The 13546-nt window shown below is 71.4% G+C and carries 11 protein-coding genes; 4 read left to right on the top strand and 7 right to left on the bottom strand.

What is annotated here, in order from left to right:
* Nucleotides 1–38 precede the first annotated feature (38 nt).
* The 4 genes from O3W51_RS32425 to O3W51_RS32410 form a co-directional block, all read right to left on the bottom strand.
* Nucleotides 39–1199: a hypothetical protein gene (locus O3W51_RS32425; protein WP_269287968.1), complete on the bottom strand. Its 1161-nt coding sequence runs from the start codon at nt 1197–1199 to the stop codon at nt 39–41.
* A complete protein-coding gene (locus O3W51_RS32420; RefSeq protein WP_138356728.1) occupies nt 1181–1909 on the bottom strand; it encodes an ABC transporter ATP-binding protein in 729 nt (242 codons plus the stop codon). The genes O3W51_RS32425 and O3W51_RS32420 overlap by 19 nt, the downstream gene beginning before the upstream one ends.
* Before the next feature lie 240 nt (nt 1910–2149).
* Nucleotides 2150–3511 (bottom strand): aspartate aminotransferase family protein, encoded by a 1362-nt coding sequence (locus tag O3W51_RS32415; RefSeq protein WP_138356727.1) that lies wholly within the window; start codon nt 3509–3511, stop codon nt 2150–2152.
* Nucleotides 3512–3513: 2 nt separating this feature from the next.
* A complete protein-coding gene (locus O3W51_RS32410) occupies nt 3514–4011 on the bottom strand; it encodes an Lrp/AsnC family transcriptional regulator (RefSeq protein ID WP_381586315.1) in 498 nt (165 codons plus the stop codon).
* A 180-nt stretch (nt 4012–4191) separates the two neighbouring features.
* Here O3W51_RS32410 and O3W51_RS32405 point away from each other — a divergent pair, with 180 nt between their 5' ends.
* The gene (locus O3W51_RS32405; protein ID WP_138356725.1) at nt 4192–5628 is read left to right on the top strand and encodes a gamma-aminobutyraldehyde dehydrogenase; all 1437 of its coding nucleotides are present in this window, start codon (nt 4192–4194) and stop codon (nt 5626–5628) included.
* Nucleotides 5629–5786: 158 nt separating this feature from the next.
* Nucleotides 5787–6959, top strand: a complete 1173-nt coding sequence (locus tag O3W51_RS32400) for a polyamine ABC transporter substrate-binding protein (RefSeq protein WP_138356724.1) — start codon at nt 5787–5789, stop codon at nt 6957–6959.
* Here the strand turns inward: O3W51_RS32400 and O3W51_RS32395 are convergent.
* Both O3W51_RS32395 and O3W51_RS32390 read right to left on the bottom strand, forming a co-directional pair.
* A complete protein-coding gene (locus O3W51_RS32395) occupies nt 6901–7692 on the bottom strand; it encodes a glycerophosphodiester phosphodiesterase (RefSeq protein ID WP_244809455.1) in 792 nt (263 codons plus the stop codon). The genes O3W51_RS32400 and O3W51_RS32395 overlap by 59 nt on opposite strands.
* Nucleotides 7693–7847: 155 nt before the next feature.
* Nucleotides 7848–8891: an adenosine deaminase gene (locus O3W51_RS32390; protein ID WP_198358633.1), complete on the bottom strand. Its 1044-nt coding sequence runs from the start codon at nt 8889–8891 to the stop codon at nt 7848–7850.
* A gap of 121 nt (nt 8892–9012) precedes the next feature.
* Between O3W51_RS32390 and O3W51_RS32385 the strand changes: the two genes are divergently transcribed.
* Entirely contained in the window at nt 9013–10029 is a 1017-nt protein-coding gene (locus O3W51_RS32385; protein ID WP_198358632.1) for a DUF4190 domain-containing protein, read from the top strand.
* A gap of 19 nt (nt 10030–10048) precedes the next feature.
* On the opposite strand, the gene O3W51_RS32380 is transcribed toward O3W51_RS32385, so the two are convergent.
* Entirely contained in the window at nt 10049–11731 is a 1683-nt protein-coding gene (locus O3W51_RS32380; protein ID WP_164298103.1) for a PucR family transcriptional regulator, read from the bottom strand.
* 294 nt (nt 11732–12025) lie between these two features.
* Here O3W51_RS32380 and O3W51_RS32375 point away from each other — a divergent pair, with 294 nt between their 5' ends.
* Nucleotides 12026–13540 carry a gamma-aminobutyraldehyde dehydrogenase gene (locus tag O3W51_RS32375; RefSeq protein WP_138356719.1) on the top strand — a complete coding sequence of 505 codons (1515 nt, stop codon included), beginning with the start codon at nt 12026–12028 and terminating at the stop codon, nt 13538–13540.
* The last annotated feature ends 6 nt before the right edge of the window (nt 13541–13546 follow it).

Raw genomic sequence — 13546 nt, 5'->3', positions numbered from 1 at the left:
CTGCACCCTAGCGGCAGGCACCGAACGCGCGACACGGTCTAGACCGCCAGCGGGGACGCCGCGAGTTGCGCGATGAGGACGGTCAGCGGGATGACGACCACCAGCACCACCGCACAGCGCAGTCCGGCGGCGGCGCGCAGCAGGCTCGCGGGGACGCCGAGCTGGACGAGGGCGGCGGTGGAGTGCTCGCGGGTGCGGCGGGCTTCGAGCGCGGCGGTGAGCACGGTCCCGAGCGCGCAGATCGTGATCAGGGCGGCGGCGAGGCCGGTGAGCGGGCCGAGTTCGCGGTCGCCGGTGCCGTAGAGCTCCAGGGCGGCCAGCGCCCCGGCCGTGACGGCGCACAGTACGCCGACCGGGCGGCCGATCCGGGGCGACTCCTCCTGGAGGGTGCGGCCCGCGAGCAGCCGCAGGGCGCCAGGGCGGTGGAGGGCCAGCAGACGTCCGCAGGCGTGGACGAGGCCGGGACCGGCCAGGACCATGCCGGCCGCGGTCAGCGCCCAGCCGGCCAGCACGGTGGGGGCGGCGCTGCCGAGGCCGCCGGGCAGCGGCAGCAGGTCCGTCGCGGTCGAGCGGCTCAGGTTGTCGGCGGTCACCTCGATGGCGAGACCGATGGCGGTGAGCGCGGCGCCCCACGGCAGGCCGGCGGGGGCGGTCACCGCGGAGAGGGTGCCCGGGTCCTCCGCGTCGGCCGACGCCGGAGCCGAGGGGGCGGCCTGGCGCGGCCACAGGCTGGCGGCGCTGGCCGCCGCGGCGAGCAGCGGTACGGCGGCGAGCAGCGTCAGCGCGCCCGCGACGGGCAGCGGACGGTCCGAGCCGAACGCGTCGGGGGCCGTTCCGCCGCGCACCTCAAGGAAGACCAGCAGGGCGACGACACTGCCCAGCGCGCACGACAGTGCGGTGGTCGCGGCGGCCAGCAGCGGCACCCCGCCGCGGCCGAGACCGGCCGCGGCGAGCCCGGAGTGCAGCCGTCCGCTGGGCTCGGACCGGGAGACGGCCACCGAGAGCTGCAGGGCGGCGGCGAACGGGACCACGCACCAGGCGAGCCGGGCGCCGGCCGCCGACGGGTTCCCGGGGTGCCCCATGGCGTAGCCGAGCGCGGCCAGCAGCAGAAAGCCGGTACCCGCGGACGTGGCGGCGACCAGCAGCCGGCGGAGCAGGACCGTGGGGGCGGATCCGCGGGCTACACGGAGGCTGAGCACGACGCGGCACCCTCCCGGTCCTGGGCGGGCATGGCGGCCGCCGGCCGCCCGTCGACCAGGGTGATGACCCGGTCGGCCACGGCGGCGACCTCGGGATCGATGGTGGCGAGCACCACGGTGATGCCGTGCGAACGCGCGGCGCTGGTCAGCATCCGCAGGACCTGGGCGCGGTCCGCGCGGTGCAGCGGCGCGGTGGGCTCGTCGGCGAAGACGATTTCGGGGAGGGTGACCAGGGCGCGGGCGATGGCCACCCGCTGGCGCTGCGCCTGGAGCAGTTCTGCGGGCCGTTTGCGGGCCACCGAGCCGACGTCGAGGCGGTCCAGCCACTCCTGTGCGGTGGTCTTGGCCGTGCGGTGCGGAATGCCGCAGAGCAGCAGCGGCAGGGCGGCGTTCTCCCGGGCGGTGAGTTCCGGCAGCAGCTGCGGGGTGCCGCCGATCCAGCCGAAGCGGTCGCGGCGCAGCCGCTCGCGCGCGGCCAGCGGGAGGGTGTGCACCGGTGCGCTGTTGAACCACACCTCGCCCTGGTCGGGCAGCAACTGCCCGGCCAGGCAGCGCAGCAGGGTCGTCTTGCCGGAGCCGCGCGGTCCCAGCAGGCCGAGGATCTCGCCCTCGCGCACACCCAGCGAGACGCCGAGCAGCGCGGGAGAGCCCTGGAAGGAGTGGCGCAGGGCGCGGGCCCAGAGCACATCGTTGTCGGGCGGGGCCACCATTGCCGATTACCTCCGCGAGTCGTTCCCCCTGGCTCGGTCAACGAATGCGGGGGAGACCGGTCACTGCGTTGGCAGGCTAAGGATTTCCCGGACCCGATCGGGTGAGCCACGGCGCCGGGGTCGCCCGAACGGCCGCATATGACGTCTCGTCCCAGGAGCTGACCCCGGAAACGCGGCGGCGCGCCGGGCGGACCCCCGTAGGGGCCGCCCGGCGCGCCGGGGTGGATCACCGCGAAGCGGTCAGAGCTTGGTCCACGCCTCGGTGAGGACGGCGCGGAGGATGCCCTCGATCTCGTCGAAGGTCTCCTGGGTGGAGATCAGCGGCGGAGCGAGCTGGACGACCGGGTCGCCCCGGTCGTCGGCCCGGCAGTACAGACCGTTCTCGAAGAGCGCCTTCGACAGGAAGCCGTACAGGACGCGCTCGGTCTCCTCGTCCGTGAAGGACTCCTTGGTGACCTTGTCCTTGACGAGCTCGATGCCGTAGAAGAAGCCGTTGCCGCGGACGTCGCCGACGATCGGCAGGTCGTGCAGCTTCTTCAGCGTGTTGAAGAACGCGTCCTCGTTGTCGAGCACGTGCTGGTTGAGGCCCTCGCGCTCGAAGATGTCGAGGTTCGCGATGCCGACCGCCGCGGAGACCGGGTGCCCGCCGAACGTGTAGCCGTGCAGGAAGGTGTTGTCACCCTTGTAGAACGGCTCGGCCAGCTTGTCGGAGATGATGCAGGCGCCGATCGGGGAGTAGCCCGAGGTCATGCCCTTGGCGCAGGTGATCATGTCCGGGATGTAGTCGAACTTGTCGCACGCGAACATGGTGCCGAGGCGGCCGAAGGCGCAGATGACCTCGTCGGAGACGAGCAGCACGTTGTACTTGTCGCAGATCTCGCGGACCCGCTGGAAGTACCCGGGCGGCGGCGGGAAGCAGCCGCCGGCGTTCTGCACCGGCTCCAGGAAGACACAGGCGACGGTCTCCGGGCCCTCGAACAGGATCTCCTGCTCGATCTGGTCGGCGCAGTACCGGCCGTAGGCCTCCGGGTCGTCGCCGAAGATCGGGGAGCGGTAGATGTTGGTGTTGACCACCTTGTGCGCACCGGGGACCAGCGGCTCGAAGGGAGCCTTGAGGGCCGGCAGGCCGGTGATCGACAGGGCGCCCTGCGGGGTGCCGTGGTAGGCGACCGCGCGGGAGATGACCTTGTACTTGGTCGGCTCACCCGTGAGCTTGAAGTACTGCTTGGCGAGCTTCCAGGCGGTCTCGACCGCCTCACCGCCACCGGTGGTGAAGAAGACCTTGTTCAGGTCGCCGGGGGCGTAGTTCGCCAGCCGCTCGGCCAGTTCCACGGCCTTGGGGTGGGCGTACGACCAGATGGGGAAGAAGGCCAGTTCCTGGGCCTGCTTGTACGCGGTCTCGGCGAGCTCGTGGCGGCCGTGACCGGCGTTGACCACGAACAGCCCGGAGAGGCCGTCGAGGTACTTCTTGCCCTTGTCGTCGTAGATGTACGTGCCCTCGCCGCGCACGATGGTCGGCACAGGGGCGTTCTCGTACGACGACATGCGGGTGAAGTGCATCCACAGGTGGTCGTACGCGGTCTTCGAGAGGTCCGCGTTCATGGCTATCTGGTTCCCCAGGTGTAGGTCTGCTTCCGGAGCTTCAGGTAAACGAAACTCTCGGTGGTCCGCACGCCGGGCAGGGCGCGGATCCGCTTGTTGATCATTTCCAGCAGGTGGTCGTCGTCCTCGCAGACGATCTCGATCAGCAGATCGAAGGAACCCGCCGTGATGACGACGTACTCGACCTCGCCCATCTCGGCGAGGGCGTCGGCGACCGGTTCTATGTCGCCCTCGACGTTGATGCCGACCATCGCCTGCCGCCGGAATCCGACGGTGAGCGGGTCGGTCACGGCGACGATCTGCATGACCCCCTGGTCCTGCAGTTTCTGGACGCGCTGCCGTACGGCCGCCTCGGAGAGGCCTACGGCCTTGCCGATCGCGGCGTAGGGCCTGCGCCCGTCCTCCTGGAGCTGCTCGATGATCGCCTTGGAGACGGAGTCGAGCACTCCGGAGCCGGTGGTGCTCTTCGGATCCGTACTACGAGTGGCCACGAGTCCCACTGTGCAGGAGAGGTCGACGGTCCCGCAACCCCTGAACGATGAAATTCGTGGTTCTGGTGCTCGAATCTCACTGATTCCATCGTTCTGGGGATCCGGGTATGTCGAACACGGCAGTGATGCGACTAGGCTCGATTACTCTGGAAGCGTCTCACCCATCGGACACAGGACAGGAGAGGTGCAGTGAGCGAGCTCAAGCGTCTGCGCAACTACATCAATGGAGAGTTCCGCGACGCCGCCGACGGGCGGACCACGGATGTGGTGAACCCTGCCACCGGTGAGGTCTACGCCACCGCGCCGCTGTCCGCCGCCGCCGACGTCGACGCCGCCATGGCCGCCGCCGAGGCGGCGTTCCCGGCCTGGCGCGACGCCACTCCCTCGGTACGCCAGCGGGCCCTGCTGAAGGTCGCCGACGCGATCGAGGCACGGGCGGACGAGCTGGTCGCGGTGGAGAGTGAGAACACCGGCAAGCCGCTCGGCCTCACCGCCAGCGAGGAACTGCCGCCGATGGTCGACCAGATCCGCTTCTTCGCGGGTGCGGCCCGACTGCTCGAGGGCCGCTCCGCCGGCGAGTACATGGAGGGCATGACCTCCATCGTCCGCCGCGAGCCGGTCGGCGTCTGCGCGCAGGTCGCGCCGTGGAACTACCCGATGATGATGGCCGTCTGGAAGTTCGCCCCGGCGATCGCCGCGGGCAACACCGTCGTCCTCAAGCCGTCGGACACCACCCCTGCCTCGACGGTGCTGCTCGCCGAGATCCTCGGCGAGGTGCTGCCCAAGGGCGTGTTCAACGTCGTCTGCGGCGACCGCGAGACCGGCCGCGCCATGGTCGAGCACAAGGTCCCGGCGATGGCCTCCATCACCGGTTCCGTCCGGGCCGGCATGCAGGTCGCCGAGAGCGCCGCCAAGGACGTCAAGCGCGTCCACCTGGAGCTCGGCGGCAAGGCGCCCGTGGTGGTCTTCGGCGACGCCGACATCGCCAAGGCGGTCGAGGACATCTCGGTCGCGGGCTTCTTCAACGCCGGCCAGGACTGTACGGCCGCCACCCGCGTGCTCGTCCACGAGTCGATCCACGACGAGTTCACCACCGCGCTCGCCAAGGCCGCCGCCGACACCAAGACCGGCGCCGCGGACGACGAGGACGTGCTCTACGGCCCGCTGAACAACGCCAACCAGCTCGCCCAGGTCAGCGGCTTCATCGAGCGGCTGCCGGCACACGCCAAGGTCGAGGCGGGCGGCCACCGGGTCGGCGACAAGGGCTACTTCTACGCCCCGACCGTCGTCTCCGGCCTCAAGCAGGACGACGAGATCATCCAGAACGAGGTCTTCGGACCGGTCATCACCATCCAGCCCTTCACCGACGAGGAGCAGGCCGTCGAGTACGCCAACGGCGTCGAGTTCGCCCTCGCCTCCTCGGTGTGGACCAAGGACCACGGCCGCGCGATGCGGATGTCCAAGCGTCTCGACTTCGGCTGTGTGTGGATCAACACCCACATCCCGCTGGTCGCCGAGATGCCGCACGGCGGCTTCAAGAAGTCCGGCTACGGCAAGGACCTCTCCGCCTACGGCTTCGAGGACTACACCCGCATCAAGCACGTCATGACGTCCCTGGACGGCTGACCCGCCCCTGCCCCAGCGGCACCCCGGCCCCGGACGCGCACGCCGCGTCCGGGGCCGTCGCACGTCCCGGCCGCGAGACACAGTGTCAGGCAGTTGGGGGGTACGGCTGACGGATCGCTCGTTGCCCCGGGCATCCGGCGGAAGGGAGGGTGTGCCGCATGAGTGATCTCTCCCGTCGTTCGGTGCTGCGTGGATTCGGGCTGGCAGGGCTGCTGGCAGCCGCCTCGGCATGCGGTGTACCGCCGGCGCACATAGACGCGGCGGACCGGGCGGCCCGCGACCGTTCGGCGCAGGACAAGAAGCTGAACTTCGCGAACTGGCCGCTCTACATCGACGTCGACGAGAAGAACGCGCAGAAGCGTCCGACCCTCGACGCCTTCACCGCGCGCAGCGGGATCAAGGTCCAGTACACCGAGGAGATCAACGACAACGACGAGTTCTTCGGGAAGATCAGCCCGGCCCTCATGAACCACCAGGACATCGGCCGCGACCTGATCGTCGTCAGCGACTGGATGGCCGCGCGGTACGTACGCCTGGGCTGGGTGCAGCAGATGGACCGCTCCCGGCAGCCCAACGTCACCAAGTACCTCGACCCGCTGCTGCGGAACCCCGCCTTCGACCGGGGCCGCCGGTCCGCCGTGCCGTGGCAGTCCGGGATCACCGGCATCGCCTACAACAAGAAGGCGCTCGGCCGCGAGATCAAGCACGTGTCGGACCTGTGGGCCCCGGACCTCAAGGGGAAGGTGACGCTGCTGTCCGGGATGGACGAGGCGTTCGCGCTGCTCATGCAGGGACAGGGCGTCGACGTCGCCAAGTGGACGGCGGACGACTTCCACCGGATGACGGACCAGGTGGCTTCTCTGGTGCGCAGCAAGCAGATCCGGCGCTTCACCGGCAACGACTACACCAAGGACCTGTCGTCCGGCGATGTGCTGGCCTGCCAGGCGTACTCGGGCGATGTCGTCCAACTGCAGTCCGACAACCCGGACATCGAGTTCGTGGTGCCCCAGGAGGGCGCGGAACTGTGGGCCGAGAGCCTGATGATCCCGAACCTGGCCGAGCACAAGAGCAACGCCGAGGCGCTCGTCGACTACTACTACGACCCCGAGGTCGCGGCCGAACTCGCCGCCTACGTCAACTACGTCTGCCCGGTGCCGGCCGCACGCGATGTGCTCGCCTCGTCCAAGGACGAGGACACCGCAGCCCTCGCCGAGGACCCGCTGATCTTCCCGGACGACGAGATGCGCAAGCGGCTCGTGGTGGCCCGCGACATCACGCCGGAGGAGCGCCCGGAGTTCGAGAACCGGTGGAACCTGATCGTCGGCCTGTGATCAGGGCCGGTGATCCGGGCGGGCCGTCGAGGAGTCCGCGCAGGACGTCCAGGCGGTTGGTGGTGACCGAGTCGACGCCGAGGCCGAGCAGCCGCGCCATGGTGCGGCGCAGGTCGGCGGTCCAGGCCGCCACGAGCAGCTCCCGCTCGTGCGCCCAGCGGACCAGCGGCGGATCGATCAGCCCGAACCGCAGATTGATCCACCGCGGCCGGACGGCGTCGAGCAGTGCCTGCCCGGGCAGCGCCGAGGTCTTCCAGGTCAGGGCGATCTCGGCGGCCGGGTCGTGCCGCCGCACGGCGAGCATGGCGCCGGCCTCGCCGCAGTAGTACGCGCGGGACTCCGCTCCCGCGTCCCGTACGGCGGCCACCGAGGGCCCGGCCTGGTCCGCGGCGGTCAGGTCGAGCAGCGCCCGGCCGGTCCCGTGCCCGGTGACGGCGGTCAGCGCGTCGTGCAGCGTCGGCACGCCGCCGGCCGTGCGCCGCCGCACCTCCTCGGCGGTGAGTTCGGCGACGGCGTCCCGGTGCCCCCACAGCCGCTTCAGCGTCGGGTCGTGCAGGAGCACGGGGACGCCGTCGCGGGTGAGGCGCACATCGATCTCCACCGCGTCGGCGCCCGCCCGCAGGGCGGAGCGCAGCGACGGCAGGGTGTTCTCGCGGTGGTGGAACGGGTCGCCGCGATGGGCGACGGCTAGGCCCTGTCCGACCCATCCCGCCTGGCCCGGAGCGCCTGGCACGCGCGCTCTCCCCCAGCTACCGCTGGGAGGTGCCCCCAGTTGTCGGCTCATCCACGTACGCCCGGTACGAGGATGACCCTCCGCCTTGCGATCGCACGCACCGGATGCCCCGGGCCCCGCCCTCCGGGCGGACGCCGCCATGTGTCGGACATGACCTAGCGCCACGCCGCCGTGTACGCGTCGATCTCGGCGGTGAGCCGCGTCTTGCCCGGCGCGTCGAGGAACGACGCCTCGACGGCGTTCTTCGCCAACCCGGCGACGCCGGCCGCGTCCAGGTCCAGCAGGCGGGCGGCGATCGCGTACTCGTTGTTCAGATCGGTGCTGAACATGGGCGGGTCGTCGCTGTTGATGGTGACGAGCACACCGGCCTCGACCATCTGCCGCAGCGGGTGCTCCTCGAGCGTGCGGACCGCGCGGGTGGCGATGTTGGAGGTCGGGCAGACCTCCAGCGCGATGCGGTGCTCGGCCAGGTGCTCCAGCAGCCGCGGGTCCTGGACCGAGCTGGTGCCGTGCCCGATCCGCTCGGCGCCGAGCAGGTTGATCGCGTCCCAGACGGTCTCCGGACCGGTGGTCTCGCCGGCGTGCGGCACGCTGTGCAGGCCGATCGCGCGCGCCCGGTCGAAGTACGGCTTGAACTGCGGGCGCGGCACACCGATCTCGGGGCCGCCGAGCCCGAAGCTGACCAGCCCCTCCGGCCGCAGCTCGGTCGCGATCCGCGCGGTCTCCTCGGCGGAGGCGAGCCCCGCCTCGCCGGGAATGTCGAAGCACCAGCGCAGCACGACCCCGAGCTCGGACTCGGCGGCCTTGCGGGCGTCCTCGATCGCCTCGACGAAGGCGCGGTCCGGGATGCCGCGGTTGGTCGAGGAATACGGCGTGACGGTCAGCTCGGCGTAGCGGATGTTCTGCCGGGCCATGTCGCGGGCGACCTCGAAGGTCAGCAGCCGCACGTCCTCGGCGTCGCGGATCAGGTCGACGACGGACAGGTACACGTCGATGAAGTGCGCGAAGTCACGGAAGGTGAAGTACTCGGCCAGCGCGGCGGGATCGCTGGGGACCCGGGAGTCCCGGTGCCGGGCGGCCAGTTCTGCGACGATCCTCGGCGAGGCGGATCCGACATGGTGGACATGCAGCTCGGCCTTGGGCAGCCCGGCGATGAAGGTGTCGAGGCCGGGTACGCGTCCGGTTGCGGTGTCGGTCATGCGGATCCTCCAGGCAAGTCAGCGGTGGAGCCATCGTAGACGGCGCCCCGGGTCGTGCGAGGGCCTTCCCCCGCCGTACGCAGGCCATAGCATTGCCGGACGTAGTCAGAGGAAGGCCGCAATGTCCGACCAGCCCGACAGCCCCGCGCCCCGCAACCCCTGGGCGCCGCCCGCGGACGTCCCGCCGCAGGCCGGACCGGGGCCGAGCCCGGCGGACACCGGCCCGCCGCTGCCGCCGCTGGCACCGGGAACGGACCATTACGCCGCCGGCCCTCCGTACGACCAACAGGGTCCCCACCCGGGTCAGTACCCGCCGTACGAGCAGTACCCGGGCGCGGGCGGCGGCTACCCGGGCTATCCCGGCTACCCGGGGTACCCGATGGGCCCGTACGGCGGCTGGACCCCCTCGCCGCGCAACGGCTACGGCCTCACCGCGCTCGTACTGGGCATCGTCGGCGCGGTGCTGTCGGTCATGTGCTTCTTCGCGGTCCTCGGCGCTCCGCTGGGCATCGCCGCGATCATCTTCGGGATCGTCGGACGCCGGATCGCCAAGCGCGGCGAGTCGACCAATCCCGGGCAGGCCCTGGCCGGGCTGATCCTCGGCATCGTCGCGACCGTGCTCTCCGCCGGAATGCTGATCACCATAGGCGTGTCGATAGGGAACGGCTGGCTGGACGAGGGCGACGGGATGCGCAAGCCCGACCAGGGCAGCTACGGATCACCGCTGTCCGTCGGCGAGACCGCCGAGTACGACGGCGGGCTGCAGGTCACGGTCGCCGATGTGCAGGACCCCGGCCCGGCGCAGACCGCCGGGAGCGCCGAGGGTGCCGCGGGTGCCGAGGGCGGTGACAGCGCGCTGAAGTTCACCGTCACGCTGAAGAACACCGGCGGCGACACGCAGAACCTGGACTACGCGGACGTGTCCGCGTACGCGGACCAGGCGGGGGACAACCCGCTCAAGGACATCTCGGGACAGGACGGCTTCAGCGGCCAGCTCGCCCCGGGCGCCGAGCGGTCGCTGGACTTCATCGTCGTCGTCCCCGACCCCTCCACCGATTCCGTCGAGGTCGACGTGTCCCCGGGCGACTCCTACGACTACGCGTACTGGGACGTGCCCGTTCCCGTACCCGCCTCGTAGGTCCTGACGCGGACCGCGGTCAGCGGCGTACGGCCTCCAGGGCCAGCAGCGCGACGTGCAGTGACAGGCACGACTCCACCTGGTCGAGGTCGACGCCCAGGATCCGTTCCACCCGGTGCAGCCGGTCGTAGAACGAGGGGCGGGACAGGTGTGCGGCATCGGCCGCCGCCGACTTGTTGCGGCCGTTGTCCAGATAGACGGAGAGGATGCGGACCAGGTCGGAGCCGTGTTCCGCGTCATGGGCGAGCAGCGGGCCCAGCTCGCGCTCGACGTAGGTCTGCAGCCGTGCGTCGTCGCGCAGCAGGTGCAGCAGTCCGCGCAGCCGCACGTCGGGCAGCCGGTAGTACGTCCCGGCCCTGCGCCGCTCCGCACCCCCCGGTGAACCGTGCAGCGCCGCGTCGGCGACCTGCGCCGCTTCCAGCAGGGTGCGCCGCGCGTCGCGCAGCGAGCCCACCGAGGAGCCGGCCGCCATCACGAACGCGGGCGCCTCGGACGCCGGGTCGACGATCCGGTCGAGCGCGGCGGCGAAGCCTTCCAGCGACCGGTGCTCCTCGTCGTGCGGGCCCAGCGACACCAGGACGCCGACCGCGCCGTCGTCGAGCGCCCCGGTCAGTGCGGTCAGCCCGCGCTCGCGCACCGCGAGCGCCACGTTCTCGGTGAAGTCCCGCAGCCGGGACTGCGCCTCCAGCGCCGCCGACGCCGGCCCGCCGCGCAGCCGCAGCATGACGCCGACCAGCCGGCGCCCTTCGAGCGGCACGCCCAGCGCCCGAGCGCGCAGCGCCACGTCGGAGACGGTCAGCGCGTGGGTGAGGATCCCGGAGAGCAGGGTGCGGTGGGTCTGGCGTTCCAGCGATTCGCGGTCGCGCTCCAGCAGCCGGTTGAGGGCCAGGGTGGCGGCGCCCCGTTCGAGGAGGACCGCGTGCCGGTGCGGACCGGTCGTCGTGACCGGGCGGCCCTCGCCCGAGGTGCGCGGCGGCGGACCGGGCTCGCCCACCAGCACGAGCCGGCCCCAGTCGCGGCCGCGCGCGCCGACCGAGGTGACGAGCCAGCCGGCCCGCCGGTCGTACCCGGTCCTGCCGGCCGGGGCCACCCCGCGCGAGCGCCGTTCCCAGCCGTCCAGCAGCGCCTCCGGGTCGTGGCCGGCCGGGTCGAAGGCCAGCACCTGGTGCGAGAGGTTCTCCAGCACGACCGGCGCGCCCGCCATCCGGGCCACCTCCCGGACGACCTCGTCGGCCTCCGCGCCCTCGACGGACAGTTCGTTGAAGGTCTGGTGCACGGCCTCCGAGGCGCGCAACTCGGTCAGCTGCGCGTCCACCACATGGGCGTGCACCGCCTGGGTGACGCTCACGAACCGCACCTCGGTGCGCAGCGCCACCAGCGGGAGGCCGCGCCGCTCGGCGGCCCTGACCAGCGGCCGCGGCAGCACATCGGCGTACCGCCGGCCCAACTCCACCACCAGCCCGGCCGCGCCGACGTCCGCGAGGGCGTCGATGTACTGGGCCAGCGACTCCTTGTCCTCCGGGAGCATCACGCCGGTCGTCAGCACCAGCTCGCCGCCCTGCAGCATCCCCGCGATGTCGGCCAGCTCGCTGATGTGCACCCAGCGCACCGGCCGGTGCAGCCCGGCGGCGCCCGCGACGACCCGCGGCGCGCCGCGGCGCAGCGCGTCGAGTTCCAGGACCTGGGCGACGGTGGGAAACACGGTGTGACCTCCGGTCGGGACGGCGTCCGGCGTGGCCTGACGCCACTGCCGGGGGCAGAGTGTAAAGCTCTCCGCGCCACCGGTTGCGGTGTGACGGTTACGCCGCGCGCAGCGCTCCGGCATCGTGCCTCGGGACGCCGGGGAAAGCCACTGTGTGGCAGATCACGGAAGACAGATTTCGTCGCGTAACCAAAAGGCAACAACGGAATCCCTTGTTGGCCCAAGGCTACTCTGCCAGGATCAGCCATCAATCCAGTCTTCGGCCACGGCGCCAAGCGGATGCGAGGAGACACCATGGACCACCGTTTCGACGTGAAGAACCGGTTCGCGGACGGGGCCCAGTACATCGCCGGAGCCTCGCGGCCGGGCACCTCAGGCCACCAGCACTCCGTGGTCGACCCGGCCACCGGTGACGCGGTGTACACCTACGAGCTCGCCGGGGCCGCGGACGTGGACGCCGCCGTCGCCGCCGCGAAGGCCGCCCTCCCCGGCTGGTCCGGTGCCACCCCGGCTGAGCGTTCCACCGCGATGCACCGCTTCTCCGAGGTGCTGGCCGAGCAGGCCGACGACCTGGCCTTCGTGGAGTCGCTGCAGTGCGGCAAGCCGCTGCGGCTGAGCGCCGGGTTCGACGTACCGGGCACCGTCGACAACACCGCGTTCTTCGCGGGGGCCGCCCGCCATCTGGAGGGCAAGGCCGCCGGTGAGTACTCGGCCGACCACACCTCCTACGTGCGCCGTGAGCCGGTCGGCGTCGTCGGCTCGATCGCGCCCTGGAACTACCCGCTGCAGATGGCGGCCTGGAAGGTCCTGCCGGCCATCGCCGCGGGCAACACCATCGTGCTCAAGCCCGCCGAGCTGACCCCGCTGACCTCGCTGATGTTCGCCCGCGCGGCCACCGAGGCCGGTATCCCGGACGGTGTGGTCAACATCGTCAGCGGCGCGGGCAAGGAGGCCGGCGAACACCTCGTCGGCCACCCCGACGTCGCCATGACCTCCTTCACCGGCTCCACCGGCGTCGGCAAGCGCGTCGCCGAGATCGCCATCCGCACCGTCAAGCGGCTGCACCTGGAACTCGGCGGCAAGGCGCCCTTCGTGGTCTTCGACGACGCGGACCTGGAAGCGGCCGTGCACGGCGCGGTCGCCGGCTCTCTGATCAACACCGGCCAGGACTGCACCGCCGCGACCCGCGCCTACGTCCAGCGGCCGCTGTACGACGCGTTCGTCGCCGGGGTGGCCGACCTCTTCGCGGGCATCAGGCTCGGCGACCCGTTCGACCCGTCGACCGACCTCGGCCCGCTCATCTCGCACCTCCAGCGGGACCGCGTCGCGGCGATCGTCGACCGCTCCCGCGCGTACGCCACCGTCGTTACCGGCGGCGAGGCCCCCGGCGACAAGCTGGCGGCGGGCGCGTTCTACCGCCCCACCCTCATCACGGGCGCCGCGCAGGACAGCGAGATCGTCCAGTCCGAGATCTTCGGCCCGGTGCTCGTCGTGCTGCCCTTCGACAGCGACGACGAGGGCCTGGCGCTCGCCAACGACACCCCGTACGGCCTGGCCGCGTCCGCCTGGACCCGCGACGTCTTCCGCGCCAGCCGGGCCACCCGCGAGATGAAGGCGGGCTGTGTCTGGATCAACGACCACATCCCGATCCTCAGCGAGATGCCGCACGGCGGCTACAAGGCGTCCGGCTTCGGCAAGGACATGTCCGCGTACTCCTTCGAGGAGTACACGCAGGTCAAGCATGTGATGTACGACAACACCGCGATCGTCCGCAAGGACTGGCACCGCACGATCTTCGGAGACCGATAACCCGGT

Source organism: Streptomyces sp. H39-C1 (assembly GCF_027158125.1).
GTDB classification, from domain to species: domain Bacteria; phylum Actinomycetota; class Actinomycetes; order Streptomycetales; family Streptomycetaceae; genus Actinacidiphila; species Actinacidiphila fildesensis.
The sequence above is the reverse complement of the archived record's forward strand: the minus strand, read 5'-3'. Positions and strand labels throughout refer to the sequence as shown.